Source organism: Sphingomonas sp. 320_CC (genome assembly GCF_059691795.1).
This window is the reverse complement of the sequence record NZ_JCAWAE010000002.1, coordinates 511,404-525,446: the sequence shown is the minus strand read 5'-3', so window position 1 is coordinate 525,446 and position 14,043 is coordinate 511,404. Positions and strand designations below refer to the sequence as shown.

The following is a 14,043-nucleotide window of genomic DNA, read 5'->3' as shown; positions in this document are numbered from 1 at the left end:
GGCTTGGGTTCAAGCGCTGCGGACCGTGCGTTGGCCTAACCTTATCCTAACCTTTGAACCCTTCCGTTCAGTCCCGCCATCGCAGGAGCCCGAATGCCGACCCTAGTCCTCATCCGCCACGGCCAGTCCACCTGGAACCTCGAGAACCGCTTCACCGGCTGGTGGGACGTCGACATGACCGCCAAGGGTGAGGCCGAGGCCAAGGCCGCAGGCGAGCTGATGGCCGCCAAGGGCCTCGACTTCGACCAGACCTTCGTCAGCCTCCAAACGCGGGCGATCAAGACGCTCAACATCGCGCTGGAGGCGATGGGCCGGCTCTGGCTCCCGGTCGAGAAGGACTGGCGCCTGAACGAGCGTCACTATGGCGGCCTCACCGGCCTCGACAAGGCCGAGACCGCGGCCAAGCACGGCGACGCGCAGGTCCATATCTGGCGCCGCAGCTTCGACGTCCCGCCGCCCGTACTCGACGACGGCAGCGAGTTCGACCTGTCGAAGGACCGGCGCTACGACGGCATCGCGATCCCCAAGACCGAGAGCCTCAAGGACACCATCGCGCGCGTCCTTCCCTATTGGGACGAGCGGATCGCCCCCGCGTTGAAGGACGGCCAGCGCATCCTCATCTCCGCCCACGGCAACTCGCTCCGCGCGCTGGTCAAGCACCTCTCCAACATCCCCGATGACGAGATCACCAGCCTCGAGATCCCGACCGGCCAGCCGATCGTCTACGAACTCGACGCCGACCTGAACGCCACCGACCGCTACTACCTCAGCGAGCGCTGACGCCACCGGCCTTTACTTCCCCCCTCCCTGGAAGGGAGGGGCCGGGGGTGGGTCGGCCGCTTGGCGAGCGCTCCGGATCCCAATTAGCCAACCCACCCCCAACCCCCTCCCTTCCAGGGAAGGGAGCAGTGTACCAACAACATTGCCCAATCCCCCCCACGTCGCTAGGCACGTCGCTCCTTTGATCCGGGGACGGAAATGGCTCTAGTCGGCATCATCATGGGCAGCACCTCCGATTGGGAGACGATGCGCCACGCCGCCGAGACGCTCGACGCGCTCCACGTCGCCTACGAGACCAAGGTCGTCTCCGCACACCGCACCCCGCAACGCCTCTACGACTATGCGACCACCGCCGCCGATCGCGGCCTCAAGGTGGTGATCGCCGGTGCAGGCGGCGCGGCCCACCTTCCCGGCATGGCCGCCTCGATGACGCACCTCCCGGTGCTCGGCGTTCCCGTCGAATCGAAAGCGCTGAAGGGCATGGATAGCCTGCTCTCGATCGTCCAGATGCCCGGCGGCATCCCGGTCGGCACGCTGGCGATCGGCAAGCCCGGCGCGATCAACGCCGGGCTTCTGGCGGCCGCGATCCTCGCGACGTCCGACGACGCGCTCGCCGAGCGCTTGAAGGCATGGCGCGCGGCACAGACCGACTCCGTCGCCACCGACCCCGCCTGAAAGACGCTGACATGACGCCGCTTCCCCCCGGATCGACCATCGGCATCCTCGGTGGAGGCCAACTCGGCCGCATGCTCGCGACCGCCGCAGCGCAGCTCGGCTATCACACGCACGTCCTCGCGCCCGACCAGGAGAGCGTCGCCGCGCAGTCCGCCTCGACCATGACGCGTGCCGACTATCACAACCGCATCGTCCTCGCCGACTTCGCCGACGCCTGCGACGTCATCACCTATGAGTTCGAGAACATCGCAGTCGAGCCCGTCGAATGGCTCGCAGACCGCGTCCCCGTCCACCCAAGCCCCCGCGCGCTCCGCGTCGCACAGGAGCGCATGGGCGAAAAACGCTTCGTGGAGACCGTCGGCGGCCGCCCGGCACCTTGGGCCGCGGTCGACAGCCTCGAAAGCCTGCAGGCGGGCCTGAAAGCGATCGGTACCCCCGCCATCCTCAAGACCGCCCGCTTCGGCTACGACGGCAAGGGCCAGGTCAAGATCGCCACGCCCGAAGGCGCACAAGCTGCCTGGGACACGATCGGTGGTCCCGCAGTCCTCGAAGCCTTCGTACCGTTCGACCACGAGTTCTCGATCCTGATCGCCCGCGGCCTCGACGGTACCATCGCGCGCTACGATCCACCGCTCAACGTCCACCGCGACGCGATCCTCCGCCACTCCACCGTCCCCGCACCCGCCGTCGTACTGGCGCAGGCCGACGAAGCCGCCGCGCTGGCCGAACGGATTGCCGCCGAACTCGACTATGTCGGCGTGCTGGCGTGCGAGTTCTTCGTTGGCGCCGACGGCCCAGTGTTCAACGAGATGGCCCCCCGCGTGCACAATTCGGGGCACTGGACGATCGAAGGCGCCGAATGCTCGCAATTCGAAAACCACATCCGCGCGATATGCGGCCTGCCGCTCGGCGCGACGACGCTGACCGGACGTGAAGCGACGATGGAAAACCTGATCGGCGACGACGCCGACCGCTGGGCGGAACTGCTCGCCGAGCCCAGCGCGCATCTGCACCTGTACGGCAAAGGCACCGCGCGACCGGGGCGTAAGATGGGCCATGTCACACGGATCGTCCGCTAAAGGCCCCTATCAGGGATATCGCTCAATTCCATTCGGCCCTCCCTCCGTTCGCCCTGAGCGAAGTCGAAGGGTGTGCCCCAAGCGAAAGTGCTTCGACTACGCTCGACACGAACGGAATTTGGTGTCCAAGCTCGCGGCTTCGCGAATGATCCGGCCGCTTAAATCACAAGTTGAAAAAATGGTGCCCGGAGACGGGGTCGAACCGCCGACACTGCGATTTTCAGTCGCATGCTCTACCAACTGAGCTATCCGGGCACGTCCGGTCTGAGACCGGAGAAGCGTCCGACCTTGCGATCGGAAGGGCGCGTTTAGTCGGGGTCTTCGGCGCTGTCCAGCCCCGTTTGCGCAATTGATCGGCCGGGAATGCGATAGCCTTCGCCGAGCCACTGCAGCAGGTCGCGGTCGCGGTGGCGGCTCGAGCAGAACGGCTTGTACTCAGCCACCGCAGGCTGGTCGCAGATCGGGCATTTGACGGTGGGGGCGGTGGGCGTCATCGGGCACTCTCCAGTTCGTGGACGACGCCCGTACGGCGCGTGAGTTCCGCGAGCCAATCCGGGCGCGTCATCAGGCGTGCATGGACGGCTGCGGGCAGGGTGTGGCGACGCGAGGCGGTCGGCGGCGTGCGTTCGAGCGTACGAAGCGCCGCGCGGGTCGCTGCGCCGACCGGATCGGCGCGAAGGATCTCGGGGATCGACGCGCGGGGCCTTGGCCGAACGATCTGGAGGAAGCCAAACCCGTTCATCGCTGTGCGCTCGAACGGTTGCGGCAGGGACTCGTCGATCGCGGTGGCGACGGCGTTGCGCTGCGCCTTGCCCTGCAACGTCGGGAAATCGATGCCGATCGAGCCGCCGATACCGTGTCGGCGGATCGCGCGTGCCACGGCATGCGCGGCGGCGACTGCGAGCGTATCCAGCGGCGGCGCGCCGTCGACGTCGAACAGCGTCATCGCCGGGGTAGGCGAAAGGCGGAGTGCACCAAGTGGAAACACGATCTCGCCGCTCGCAGCCTCGTCGAGGAGTTCGGACCAGCCCGCCGCTTCCAGCGCGTCAGTTTCGTGGGAGCGGGGGCTCAGGACGGGCAGGCCCGTCGCCATGAGGCGCTCGTACAGCGTCGGGGCGGGGCAGGGCGGCAGGTCGCTAGGGACGGCCTTGGCAAGCTTCGCACGGCCCGTTTCGGGCAGTGCCTCGCGGACGATCTCGATTGTCAGGCTCGCGCCCTGCGTGATGCCCGGGGGGAGATGGTTGACCAACGCCTCGCCGCCGTCGAGCACGACGCGACCGCGGCGGCCCGGCAGCAGTTCGACGAGCCGCGCGCGAGCGACGAGACCGACCTTCAATGCCTCGGTGTCGAGTTCGATCGCAGCTTCGACAATCTGATCATTGTCCACCAGCGCGGCGCGCGCTTCGCCGATACCGGCCTCGTAGAGCCATGCAGGCCCCGTATCAGGCAAGTGCGACGCCTGCGGTCTTCAACAGCGCGCGCGTCTCGAACAGGGGCAGGCCTACGACGCCAGAATGGCTGCCCGACAGGAAGCGAACGAACGCCTCCGCGCGGCCTTGGATCGCATAGCCGCCGGCCTTGCCGAGACCTTCGCCGCACGCGAGATAATCGTCGATCTCGGCAGGCGAGAGCGACTTGAACGCGACGATCGTGTCGGCGATCCGTGTCCGCACCTTGCCGGTCGCGTCGATCACGCAGACCGCGGACAGGCAATGGTGGCGCCGACCCGACAGCTTGCCGAGCAGGTCTCGCTGGATCTCGATCGTGTCGGCGGGGGGCAGGATGCGGCTGCCGAGCGCGATCGTGGTGTCGCCGGCGAGGACGATCTCGCCCTCCGCACGTGCGACAGCGCTGGCCTTCTCGACTGCGAGGCGAAGAGCATAGGCGCGGGGCGGTTCGGCCTTGCGCGGGCTCTCGTCGATATCGGGGGGTTCCACGCGCGACGGCACGACGCCGAGCCGTGCGAGCAGATCGCGGCGGCGGGGCGAGGAAGAGGCCAGGACCAGCATTGGTGCCTCGTTATAAAAGCGGCAGGCGCCTAGGCACCCACGGGCTTATTTGAAGCGGTAGGTGATGCGACCCTTGGTCAGATCGTACGGCGTGAGTTCGCACAGCACCTCGTCGCCGACCAGCACGCGGATGCGGTTCTTACGCATCTTGCCGGCGGTGTGACCGAGAATCTCGTGGTCGTTTTCGAGCTGAACCCGGAACATCGCGTTGGGGAGGAGTTCCACCACGCGGCCGCGCATCTCGAGCAGTTCTTCCTTGGCCAAATATAATCTCTGAATTGGGGGAATTTCGGGACGAGCGCCCTTACCGCAGGTTCGCGAAAAAGGAAAGCACGGCCGACAGCAGGCACAGGCGTCATGCCCGCACCCACTTGCGTATTCCGTATATCGGCCTTCGATGGCAATTGAACAAGAGCGACAGACTCGGGCGCTATCACAGCAGGCTGGGCTGGAGCGCGGTGGCCTCGCGCGCGGCACGCCGGAACGCGGCGCGGTCGACGTTGGGAATGCGCGGTCGCTTGCCCTGGAACAGGTCCGCCAGCGTCAGGATCTGGAGCTTCGGAAACGCCTCGTCGACGCCCGCGCGGTAGATGCCGACGGCGGCGGCCCGGCGCTCCATCTCGCGTGTCGGCTTGGCATTCATGATCAGGATGCCGATCGGTGCCTTCTCGCGCGCGATCGTCGCGGCGAGCGTTTCGACCATCGCAGTGTCGGGATTGAGCCCGCCCTTCACCGACACGATCGCGCGGTGCGTCACCATCTTGCCCGACGCCGGGTCGTGATCGTTGAAGTAGATCAGCCCGTCGATCCCGCCATCCGCCCCCTTCTTCCTGCCGCCGAACGGCAGCGCGTCGACCATCGAGACGGCCCACCACTGGAACTGATATTTGTCGCGCAGCGCGAGATCATAGGCGGAGGCGAGATCCTTCGGCGTGCCCTCGACGGTGAAGGTGACGCCGGGAAACGCGTCTTTCATCCGCTTTTCGATCAGCGAGATGGCAAGATGCGTGACGTCGATCCCGATCCATTGTCGCTTGAGCTTTTCCGCTGCGTGGACCGCGGTGCCGCAGCCGCAAAACGGGTCGAGCACGACGTCGCCTTCGTTCGACGACGCGGCGATGATCCGCTCCAGCAACGCGGACGGTTTCTGCGTCGGATACCCCAGGCGCTCCTTCGACGACGCGTTGATGATCGGAATGTCCCACCAGTCGCCCAGCCTGACCCCGTCCGCGAGATAGATGCGATAGGGTTCGGCGTCCTTGCGCTTCTGCCAGCGGAACCAGCGGCCATCGCCGTCCTGGCGATAGTGCGAGTCCTTCTTGCCTGAGGTCTCGCCATACGGAATGCGAATGTCGTTGAAACGCCGCTGGTCGGTCTTGCCGTAGAACAGCAGCGTGTCGTGAAGCCGCTGGAACCGGTTGCTGGCCGCGGTGTAGCGCCGGTAGCACCAGATGATCTCGTTCGCGATCTGGCGCTTGCCGAAGATCGCGTCGAGCAGCAGCTTCAGGTAATGGCTCGCGGTCGGATCGCAGTGGAGATACAGGCTACCGGTCGGCTTCAGCACGCGGTGCAACTCGAGCAGCCGGACCGCCATCATCGCCAGATACGCCATCATGTCGTTGTCGCCGAGGAACCCGCGCATCGCGTTCAGCAGGTCGAACGCCTTGGTGCTACCGCTCCGCTGCACCTGGTCGAAGGCGTCCTCGGCGCTGTCGTTCCAGTGCCAGGTGTCCTCGAACGCCTCGATTTGCGCGTTGGAGGACTTGCCGTCGGGCTCCTTGAACAGGATGCCGTAATTGGCGTTCGAATTGAACGGCGGGTCCAGGTAAATTAGGTCGACGCTCTCGTCGGCGATCTCCTTGCGAAGGACGGCAAGATTGTCGCCGTAGAAGAGATGATTCTCGGGACGGTTGCGCATCCGGTGATGATGCGGAGACAAAACTGCGTTCGTCCAAACAAGATGCATCCACAGTCGGCGTATATGCTCCGTTATGGAGTTTTGGCGGGCAGTACCCGTGCGTTATGCTGGATTATACTTCGTCAGGAATGCACCCATTGCCTTCAGGAACTCGAGTCTGTCCTCGCCGCGCGTGAAATGATGATCGCCGAGGGGCTGCTCGATATACTCGTACGGCTTACCCGCCTCCTTTAGCGCAGCTGCCATCATCCGCGATTGCTTCACGGGCACGCGCTTGTCCTCCTTGCCGTGCAGCATCAGGATCGGGATCGAGAAGGTCTGCGCACCGAAGCGCGGCGAGACGCTGCGATAGTCGGGCGCCTGCTTCTTCAACCAGTCGCCGCGGGTCTTTCCGTACAGGAACTTGCCGTCATAGCGCTGCATCGACTGCAGATCGGACACGCCGGCATAGGAGATCGCGCACCGATAGGGCGCCGCATCGCCGGTGCCGTTCCGCTGCGCCGCGCGCATCGCCGCATAGCCGCCATAGGACGCCCCCGCCATGCAGACGCGCTTCGGATCGGCGATGCCCTGCTTGGCCAGATGCGTGATCGCATCGTCGAGATCGTCCTGCATCTTCAGGCCCCATTGCCCCTCGCCGAGCTTGGCGAAGCTGGTGCCATACCCCGATGATCCACGGTAATTGGGCTGGACGACGGCATAGCCGGTTTCCGCCAGATACTGCGTCCACCAGTCCCAATCTTCTGAATCGCGCGCGAAAGGGCCGCCGTGCGGCAACACGATCAACGGCAGGTTCTTGGGACTGTGCCCGCGGGGGAGGGTCAGTAGCGCCTCGATCTCGACCCCGTCGCGTGCCTTGTACCGGATCGTCGACACCGGCGACAATGTCCGCGCCTTGAGGTCGCTGTTCTGCCACGAATAGCGCTGCATCGATCCGTTCGCGGGATCGTAGAAATACAGCGCACCCGCCTGCGATGGCGAGCCGACCTGCACAAGGAACTTGGACCGGGTGCGGTCCCACGAGACGATGCGCGCACGCCGCTCGCCGACCGCCTTGTCGACCGCGTCCTGGATTTCCTTCAGCTTGGGGTTCAGCCAGACAATATGGCCGAAGCGATCGGTGACGGTGATGCCGTCGATGTCGTCGCCGGTCGCGTTCTCGACCACGCCATCGACGTCGTAGCTATCGGCGCCATATAGCTTCTTGCCCAGCTTCAGGTCGGGCAGCGACACTTCGAACACCTCGTCCCGACCGCCGGAATCGTCCGTCGCGATGGCCGTGCCGTCGGCGCGGAATGTCACCGGGATGACGATATCCTGCTTGCCGCGGGCCGATGCGATGACCTTGAACGGATCGCGATTGGCGCTGCGATACAGAAGCGAGCCTTTGCGGGTGTCGTCGTCGTAGCGATAGCCCATCCGGACGACGCCCGCACCATCGGCATACCAGTCGAAGACGTTCGTCTGGCTGCCGGCAACGGTCTTGGTCTTGCCGGTCGACAGATCTACCTCGGCAACTGCTGGATACCATTGGCTTTCGCTTTCGATCCCGGTCTGGCGCGACAGCAGGACACGCGGCGTGCCGTCGCGCGCCGCCCAGAGGATCTCGTCCGCGCGGACACCCGAATTCTTCCAGTCGATCCGGTTGATCTTGGTCATGTCGGCTTTGACGCCCAGTGTGCGCGTGACGTAGATGTCCTCACCGTACAGCATGTCCTGCGATCCGATGCCGACCGCGAGCCAGTCGTCACCGACCCAGCGCCACCAGTTGATGTCGACCGTCGCCCCGACCTTGATCGCGGCAAGCTTGCCACCGGAGAACAGCGGCGCGACGACCAGCACCTGGACGCCGTCGATCGCCATCTTCGCGGCGATACGCCTGCCGTCGGGCGAGAGCTTCGGATTGGCGATGCCGGGCAGTTTGGCAAAGGTTTCGACCGGCACCCGGTCCGAGAGCGTGGCGATCGCCTTCGGCGCGGAGGCGGGCGGCGGCGCAGTCTGCGCGACCGCGATCGTCGGTATCATTGCACCGGCCAGCAGGCTCGTACGCCACGTCATCATCAGTCCCCCCGGCCATTCCCCAACGACCGTTTGCGCAGAGTATCGCGTTCGGTAGCCGGCACAAGAGGAGGCTGCAGCGGATCAGTGCAACACCGAGGTCGATGGGACTGAGCGGAAATTGCGCACGCGGCGCACTGCCTTGTTATCGGGCGGGAATGGATGGCAAATATTGAAGCACCGGGCAGGGAATGGATCGCAGACCGGCCAGCGTAACTGGCCGATCGGCGATCCTGTTCAGTTCACCCCACTCCGCCGCCGGCCAGAGCCGCGAGCAGCAGCAGTGCCACGATGTTGGTGATCTTGATCATCGGGTTCACCGCGGGGCCTGCAGTATCCTTGTAGGGGTCGCCGACCGTGTCACCGGTGATCGCGGCCTTGTGCGCTTCGGACCCCTTGCCGCCGTGATGGCCGTCCTCGATGTATTTCTTGGCGTTGTCCCACGCGCCGCCACCGCTCGTCATCGAGATCGCGACGAACAGCCCGGAAACGATCACGCCCAGCAGCATCGCGCCGAGCGAGGCGAAGCCGGCGGCCTGGCCTGCGACCGCGGTGATGATGAAGTACACCGCGAGCGGCGACAGCACCGGTAGTAGCGAGGGCACGATCATCTCGCGGATCGCCGCTTTGGTGACGAGGTCGACCGTCCGTGCGTAGTCGGGGCGGCTGGTGCCGAGCATGATGCCGGGGTTGTTGCGGAACTGCTCGCGGACCTCCTCGACGACCGCGCCAGCTGCGCGACCCACCGCGGTCATGCCGAACGCCCCGAACAGATAGGGGAGCAAGGCGCCGAGCAGGAGCCCGACGATGACGTACGGATTGCTGAGGCTGAAATCGACCGTGACATCGGGGAAGTACGTCGCAAGATCGGTGGTGTACGCGCCGAAGAGGACGAGCGCGGCGAGCCCGGCCGAGCCGATCGCATAGCCCTTCGTCACCGCCTTGGTGGTGTTGCCGACCGCATCGAGCGCGTCGGTCCGCTGGCGGACGTCGTCGGGCAGGCCTGCCATTTCCGCGATGCCGCCGGCGTTGTCGGTGACCGGACCGTAGGCGTCGAGCGCGACGACCATGCCGGCTTGGGCGAGCATTGCGGTCGCCGCGAAGGCGATGCCAATGATCCCGGCAAGCTGGTACGCGACGATCACCGCGACGACAATCACCAGCGTCGGCAGCGCAGTGGACTCGAGGCTGATCGCCAGGCCCTGGATGACGTTGGTGCCGTGACCGGTCTCGGACGCCTTGGCAATCGACTGGACCGGGCGGTGGTTGGTGCCGGTGTAATATTCGGTGATCCACACGATCAGCCCTGTCACGACGAGGCCGATCATCATCGACCAGAACAGGTCCATGCCGGTGAAGCTCTGCGTCAGCGACGGCGCGGCCTGCGTCGTCAGATCGTCGGTCGCGGGATCGAGGAAACCGGCACCGCCGATCACGCGGTGGAGATCGCCCAGCACATACTTGGTGGCGAGATAGATCGCCGGGATCGACAGGATCGTCGAGGTGAAGAAGCCCTTGTAGAGCGCGCCCATGATGCTGCCGCCACCGAGCCGCGCCATGTACGTGCCGATGATCGAGGTGACGATGCACACGCCGCCGACGAGCAGCGGGAGAGTCATCAGCCGCATCAGTTCGGCGCCGCTCGCCTGGATCAGCAGTGCGATCGAAATCATCGTGACACCCAGCGTGACGACGTAGGTCTCGAACAGATCGGCGGCCATGCCCGCGCAGTCGCCGACGTTGTCGCCCACGTTGTCCGCGATCACGGCGGGGTTGCGGGGGTCGTCCTCCGGGATACCTGCCTCGACCTTGCCGACCAGATCCGCGCCAACGTCCGCCGCCTTGGTGAAGATGCCGCCGCCAAGCCGTGCGAATATCGAGATCAGCGAGGCGCCGAACGCGAGCGCGGTGAGCGCCTCGACGATGATCCGGTCGTTGGGCGCATGGCCCGCGGGACCGGTGAGGTACCAGAAGAATGCGCTGATCGCGAGCAGGCCGAGACCCGCCACGAGCATGCCGGTCACCGCGCCCGATCGGAACGCCAGCGTCAGCCCGGCCTGCAGCGACGTGCGCGCGGCCTCGGCGGTGCGCACGTTGGCGCGGACAGAGATGTTCATGCCGACATAGCCAGCGACGCCCGACAGCACCGCGCCGATGACGAAGCCGATCGTAGAGATATAGCCGAGCGTGAACAAGAGGATCGCCGCGACGATGACGCCGACGATCGCGATCGTGGTGTATTGCCGCCCGAGATAGGCCTTCGCGCCTTCCTGGATCGCGGCGGCGATGTCTTGCATCTTCTCGTTGCCGGGGGAGGCCGCGAGCACCTGCCGGCTGGTGACGAAACCATATAGGACGGCGATGACGCCGCAGATCATGGCCAAATAGACGGTCGTCATACGGCGCTATCCCTCTTGTCAGGTCCGCTCCGGTCCCGGCTTTGCCGAGTCCCGATGTAAGGAACTTATCAGTGCAGGAGCATTGCGCAAGTTATCCGATCGGGTGGTGTTCGTAGCCTAGACTTGGCGGGAGCGGGACGGGTTTGCCGGAGTCGTGGAGGGTAAGTCCCGAGCCGGCCGAGAACGCGCCGATCCGCGCGGCGTCGGTAACGAAATCTTGCGGTGCAGCAAAAAGCAGTTGGTAGTCGTCTCCTGCGGTGGCCGCAGCGAGCCGGTCGCCGGAAAAGGTGCGATAAGCGTTGGAGAGGGGAATGCGCGCGAGGTCGATGCTGACGGCGAGGCCACTGGCGAGCGCCATGCGGGACGCGTCGATGAGCAGCCCGTCGGAGACGTCCATCATCGCGTGGACCTGTGGGGCAAGTATGCGGCCGTCGGCGAGCCGTGGCTGCGGGCGCCGGTACGCGGCGAGAAGTTCGGCAGGGCCTTGTGCACCGAGTGCGATCGCGAGCCCAGCGCCAGCGTCGCCGATCGTGCCCGTGACGTAGAGGGCGTCGCCTACCCGTGCGCCGTTGCGGGCAGGGGCGGCGGCGTCGCTGCCGAACGCGGTGACCGTCAGGACGCGGGGGGTGTTCGGGGAGAGCGTCACGGTATCGCCGCCGATAATGCGCGTGTCGAAGGCCGTCAGGACTTCCGAGAGCCCTTCGAGAAACGCGTGGTCCCACGTGTCGTCGCCGAGAGGGTAGTTGAGGAGGATGCCTTCGGGCTTGGCACCCTTGGCGGCGAGGTCGGAGAGGTTGGTGGCGACTAGCTTCCACGCGACGTCTAGCGCTGGGTCGGTCGGGAGGAAATGCACGCCTTCGACCAGCGTGTCGGTCGTGACGACGAGCGGGCCAGCGTCGAGTAGCGCGGTATCGTCGGTGAGCCCAAGCGCCGCCCGGTGCAGCGGGAGCCGGCGGAGAGCGGCAATAAACTCGGCTTCGGTCACTTTCTGCTCCCTCTCCCCTCCGGGGAGAGGGCTGGGGTGAGGGGCTGTTCCAGGCGCCGCACTGCTTGGCAGCCCCTCACCCCGACCCTCTCCCCGGAGGGGAGAGGGAGTTCGTCAGGCCCGCACCTCTTTCGCGATGCCATCAAGCAACCCATTCACGAAGCCGGACTCCCGCTTGTCGTAGAACGCATGCGCCACATCGACATATTCGCTGATCACCGCCGCGACCGGCACGTCCTTGCGCGCCAGCAGTTCATACGTGCCGACGCGGATGATCGCCTTCATCGGCTTGTCGAGCCGCGCCAGCGTCCAGCCCTTGGCGAGCTTGCCCTCGATGAGCACGTCGATCTCGCCGGCGCGCGCGTTGGCGCCGGTCACCAGGTCGTCGAAGAAGTCGACATCGGCCTCGGCATATTCGACGTCTTCGATCGTCGCGCCGAGCCGGTGCTGGTGGAATTCGTTGAGCAGGACGGGCATCGCGGTGCCCTCCATCTCGTGCTGGTACGTGGCCTGGACGGCGGCGAGGCGTGCGGCGGCACGCGCCTTGGTGCGGGGGGCGGTTCGAGTCATAAGCGGTTGCCTGTAGGCGCGGGGGGGCTGTGTGTCAGCCCTTTGCGTTTTCGGGCGCTTTGGCAGAGAAGAATGGTTCGCGCAGAGGCGCAGAGAGCGCGGAGGTGTTGCGCTTGCCGCGGAGCGGCCCTCCCATCGCCAGCCCATGAGGGATCGAAGTGGCTGCGCCGCACGCAACACCTCCGCGCTCTCTGCGCCTCTGCGCGAACACACTAACTGTTCAGGCGAAGCCGCAACGCCACCGATTTCGCATGCGCAGGTAGTCCCTCGGCATTCGCTAGCGCGACGGTCGCGGGCCCGAGTTCGCGCAATGCCGCTTCGTCGAGCGCCAAGAAGCTGGTGCGCTTCATGAAGTCGAGCACCGACAGTCCACTGGCAAACCGCGCACGGCGGCCGGTCGGGAGGACGTGGTTCGGCCCGGCGACGTAATCGCCGATCGCTTCCGGCGTGTAGCGGCCAAGGAACACCGACCCGGCGTGGCGAATGCGGTTGAAGAAGCCCTGCGGGTCGGGGATCGCCAACTGGAGATGCTCCGCGGCGAGGCGATCGACCAGCGGGATCGCGTCCGCCAAAGTCTCCACGACAACGATCGCGCCGTTGGTGTCCCAAGCGACGCGCGCGACGGCTTCGGTAGCGAGGTCGCGCAACTGGCGGTCCACAGCCTCTGCTACCTTGTCGGCGAACACAGCGTCGTCGGTGAACAGGATCGACTGCGTGGTCACGTCGTGCTCGGCCTGACTGAGCAGGTCGGCGGCGGTCCATTCGGGATCGTTGAGCGCGTCGGCGACGACGACGATCTCGGAAGGCCCCGCGACCATGTCGATGCCGACGACGCCGTAGACCTGCCGCTTGGCTTCGGCGACCCAAGCGTTGCCGGGGCCGGTGATCACGTCGACCGGCTCGATCCGGCCCGCGCCGTACGCGAGCGCGGCGACAGCCTGCGCGCCACCGACTCGCCAGACTTCATCGACGCCCGCGAGATGTGCGGCGGCGAGGACCAGCGGGTTGATCTGGCCATCCGGTGTCGGCGTGACCATCGCGAGACGGCCGACGCCCGCAACCTTGGCGGGGATCGCGTTCATCAGCAACGACGAGGGGTAGGCGGCGCGTCCACCGGGGACATAGATGCCGGCGGCGTCGACGGGGAGCCATCGCGCGCCAAGCCTTACGCCCGCGGAGTCGACCGAGTCGCTGTCGAGCGGGCGCTGTTTCTCGTGATACGCGCGGATACGAGTAGCGGCGAGTTCGAGCGCGGTGCGCAGGTCCGGGTCGAGTGCATCGAACGCGGCCTTGCAGTCGGCGTCGTCGATCTGCCAGCCGGTGGTCTCGATGTCGTGGCGGTCGTGCTTCTGCGTAAGGTCGCGGAGCGCGGTTTCACCATCGCGGCGGACCGCCGCGATGATCGCGGCGACGTCCTGCGTCACGCCCGCGTCGGATTCGCGACGGTCCTCGACGAGCGCGGTGAAGCGAGTCGCGAAGTCCGCGTCGAACGTGGAGAGGCGGATCACATCCCCCTCCCGCTTGCGGGAGGGGTTAGGGGAGGGAATGACATAGCCTCGCACGCTACGAT

Annotated in this window: 13 protein-coding genes and 1 tRNA gene; 3 read left to right on the top strand and 11 right to left on the bottom strand. The window is 66.0% G+C overall.

Going from position 1 to position 14,043, the window contains the following annotated elements; genetic code table 11:
• Nucleotides 1-93: 93 nt before the first annotated feature.
• The 3 genes from gpmA (at nt 94) to AC59GX_RS09390 (ending at nt 2,534) form a co-directional block, all read left to right on the top strand.
• The gene (gene gpmA, locus AC59GX_RS09400) at nt 94-780 is read left to right on the top strand and encodes a 2,3-diphosphoglycerate-dependent phosphoglycerate mutase (protein WP_056063882.1); all 687 of its coding nucleotides are present in this window, start codon (nt 94-96) and stop codon (nt 778-780) included.
• 198 nt (nt 781-978) lie between these two features.
• Nucleotides 979-1,455: a 5-(carboxyamino)imidazole ribonucleotide mutase gene (purE, locus tag AC59GX_RS09395; RefSeq protein ID WP_426280041.1), complete on the top strand. Its 477-nt coding sequence runs from the start codon at nt 979-981 to the stop codon at nt 1,453-1,455.
• 11 nt (nt 1,456-1,466) lie between these two features.
• A complete protein-coding gene (locus tag AC59GX_RS09390; RefSeq protein ID WP_426280040.1) occupies nt 1,467-2,534 on the top strand; it encodes a 5-(carboxyamino)imidazole ribonucleotide synthase in 1,068 nt (355 codons plus the stop codon).
• A gap of 179 nt (nt 2,535-2,713) precedes the next feature.
• On the opposite strand, the gene AC59GX_RS09385 is transcribed toward AC59GX_RS09390, so the two are convergent.
• The 11 genes from AC59GX_RS09385 to hisD form a co-directional block, all read right to left on the bottom strand.
• Nucleotides 2,714-2,789 (bottom strand) — tRNA-Phe (locus tag AC59GX_RS09385).
• Between the two features lie 53 nt (nt 2,790-2,842).
• A complete protein-coding gene (locus tag AC59GX_RS09380) occupies nt 2,843-3,028 on the bottom strand; it encodes a DNA gyrase inhibitor YacG (RefSeq protein WP_060525858.1) in 186 nt (61 codons plus the stop codon).
• Nucleotides 3,025-3,984, bottom strand: a complete 960-nt coding sequence (locus AC59GX_RS09375; protein ID WP_426280039.1) for a ribonuclease — start codon at nt 3,982-3,984, stop codon at nt 3,025-3,027. The genes AC59GX_RS09380 and AC59GX_RS09375 overlap by 4 nt, the downstream gene beginning before the upstream one ends.
• The gene (locus AC59GX_RS09370; RefSeq protein ID WP_426280038.1) at nt 3,977-4,543 is read right to left on the bottom strand and encodes a Maf family protein; all 567 of its coding nucleotides are present in this window, start codon (nt 4,541-4,543) and stop codon (nt 3,977-3,979) included. Before AC59GX_RS09370 ends, AC59GX_RS09375 begins: the two co-directional genes overlap by 8 nt.
• A 45-nt stretch (nt 4,544-4,588) precedes the next feature.
• Nucleotides 4,589-4,807, bottom strand: a complete 219-nt coding sequence (gene infA, locus AC59GX_RS09365; RefSeq protein WP_031441079.1) for a translation initiation factor IF-1 — start codon at nt 4,805-4,807, stop codon at nt 4,589-4,591.
• A gap of 169 nt (nt 4,808-4,976) precedes the next feature.
• The gene (locus AC59GX_RS09360; RefSeq protein WP_426280037.1) at nt 4,977-6,461 is read right to left on the bottom strand and encodes a DNA-methyltransferase; all 1,485 of its coding nucleotides are present in this window, start codon (nt 6,459-6,461) and stop codon (nt 4,977-4,979) included.
• A gap of 102 nt (nt 6,462-6,563) precedes the next feature.
• A complete protein-coding gene (locus tag AC59GX_RS09355) occupies nt 6,564-8,519 on the bottom strand; it encodes an alpha/beta hydrolase family protein (protein WP_497301582.1) in 1,956 nt (651 codons plus the stop codon).
• Between the two features lie 242 nt (nt 8,520-8,761).
• Nucleotides 8,762-10,918 (bottom strand): sodium-translocating pyrophosphatase, encoded by a 2,157-nt coding sequence (locus tag AC59GX_RS09350; protein ID WP_497301581.1) that lies wholly within the window; start codon nt 10,916-10,918, stop codon nt 8,762-8,764.
• 91 nt (nt 10,919-11,009) lie between these two features.
• Nucleotides 11,010-11,903 carry a thiamine-phosphate kinase gene (gene thiL, locus AC59GX_RS09345; protein ID WP_497301579.1) on the bottom strand — a complete coding sequence of 298 codons (894 nt, stop codon included), beginning with the start codon at nt 11,901-11,903 and terminating at the stop codon, nt 11,010-11,012.
• Nucleotides 11,904-12,017: 114 nt separating this feature from the next.
• The gene (gene nusB, locus AC59GX_RS09340; RefSeq protein ID WP_056488135.1) at nt 12,018-12,473 is read right to left on the bottom strand and encodes a transcription antitermination factor NusB; all 456 of its coding nucleotides are present in this window, start codon (nt 12,471-12,473) and stop codon (nt 12,018-12,020) included.
• Between the two features lie 212 nt (nt 12,474-12,685).
• Entirely contained in the window at nt 12,686-13,981 is a 1,296-nt protein-coding gene (gene hisD, locus AC59GX_RS09335) for a histidinol dehydrogenase (RefSeq protein WP_426280033.1), read from the bottom strand.
• Between the last annotated feature and the right edge of the window lie 62 nt (nt 13,982-14,043).

Coding starts and splice junctions, on each gene's coding strand:
- AC59GX_RS09370 (WP_426280038.1), bottom strand. CDS start 4,543: ATGCTGGTCCTGGCCTCTTCCTCGCCCCGCCGCCGCGATCTGCTCGCA.
- gpmA (WP_056063882.1), top strand. CDS start 94: ATGCCGACCCTAGTCCTCATCCGCCACGGCCAGTCCACCTGGAACCTC.
- purE (WP_426280041.1), top strand. CDS start 979: ATGGCTCTAGTCGGCATCATCATGGGCAGCACCTCCGATTGGGAGACG.
- AC59GX_RS09380 (WP_060525858.1), bottom strand. CDS start 3,028: ATGACGCCCACCGCCCCCACCGTCAAATGCCCGATCTGCGACCAGCCT.
- AC59GX_RS09355 (WP_497301582.1), bottom strand. CDS start 8,519: ATGACGTGGCGTACGAGCCTGCTGGCCGGTGCAATGATACCGACGATC.
- AC59GX_RS09390 (WP_426280040.1), top strand. CDS start 1,467: ATGACGCCGCTTCCCCCCGGATCGACCATCGGCATCCTCGGTGGAGGC.
- AC59GX_RS09350 (WP_497301581.1), bottom strand. CDS start 10,918: ATGACGACCGTCTATTTGGCCATGATCTGCGGCGTCATCGCCGTCCTA.
- nusB (WP_056488135.1), bottom strand. CDS start 12,473: ATGACTCGAACCGCCCCCCGCACCAAGGCGCGTGCCGCCGCACGCCTC.
- AC59GX_RS09360 (WP_426280037.1), bottom strand. CDS start 6,461: ATGCGCAACCGTCCCGAGAATCATCTCTTCTACGGCGACAATCTTGCC.